We start from the raw sequence: 1114 nt of genomic DNA on the forward strand, positions 1-1114 counted from the left end.
TGAATCGCCACGGGTTTAACAGACACCTCAGAGTCATTTAAGATGGCTTAAAGAGAGGTGCCCATGAGCGGTAAGCGTTATCCCGAAGAGTTTAAAACTGAAGCAGTCAAACAGGTTGTTGATCGCGGTTATTCTGTTGCCAGCGTTGCAACACGTCTCGATATCACCACCCACAGCCTTTATGCCTGGATAAAGAAGTACGGTCCGGATTCTTCCACTAATAAAGAACAGTCAGATGCTCAGGCCGAGATCCGCCGTCTCCAGAAAGAGCTGAAACGGGTTACCGACGAACGGGACATATTAAAAAAAGCCGCGGCGTACTTCGCAAAGCTGTCCGACTGAGGTACGCCTTTATCCGTGACAACTCCTGTTGCTGGCCTGTTCGCCTGCTCTGTCGGGTGCTGGATGTTCATCCCAGTGGTTTTTACGCCTGGCTTCAGCAGCCGCATTCACAACGCCATCAGGCAGACCTGAGACTGACAGGACAGATTAAACAGTTCTGGCTGGAATCGGGATGCGTCTATGGTTATCGCAAAATCCATCTGGATCTGCGTGACAGCGGGCAACAGTGCGGAGTAAACAGAGTCTGGAGACTGATGAAACGTGTCGGAATAAAGGCTCAGGTCGGATACCGAAGCCCGCGGGCACGTAAAGGCGAGGCCAGTATCGTGTCACCCAACAGGCTCCAGCGACAGTTCAATCCGGATGCTCCTGATGAGCGTTGGGTAACGGACATAACCTACATCAGGACCCACGAAGGCTGGCTGTATCTTGCCGTTGTTGTTGATCTGTTCTCACGCAAAATTATCGGCTGGTCCATGCAATCCCGGATGACAAAGGACATTGTCCTGAACGCACTGCTGATGGCTGTATGGCGGCGTAATCCCGAAAAACAGGTGCTGGTTCATTCGGATCAGGGCAGTCAGTACACAAGCCATGAGTGGCAGTCGTTCCTGAAATCACACGGCCTGGAGGGTAGCATGAGCCGTCGCGGTAACTGCCATGATAATGCGGTTGCAGAAAGTTTTTTCCAGTTGTTGAAACGTGAACGGATAAAGAAAAAGATCTACGGAACGCGGGAAGAAGCCCGCAGTGATATTTTTGATTACATCGA

Annotated in this window: 1 protein-coding gene; it reads left to right on the plus strand. The window is 51.2% G+C overall.

Features of this window, described 5'->3' with window-relative positions:
• Positions 1-63: 63 nt before the first annotated feature.
• Positions 64-1114 (plus strand): IS3 family transposase gene (locus JKP81_RS23475; protein ID WP_200553628.1). Its coding sequence is split into 2 segments (ribosomal slippage), with 1052 coding nucleotides annotated over them: positions 64-301 and positions 301-1114; the frame shifts between segments, so codons are not numbered across the junction. This gene is flagged as partial in the annotation.

Origin of the sequence: Kosakonia sp. LAM2021 (assembly GCF_016620385.1) — a bacterium.
In the GTDB taxonomy this organism is placed as follows: Bacteria; Pseudomonadota; Gammaproteobacteria; order Enterobacterales; family Enterobacteriaceae; genus Kosakonia; species Kosakonia sacchari.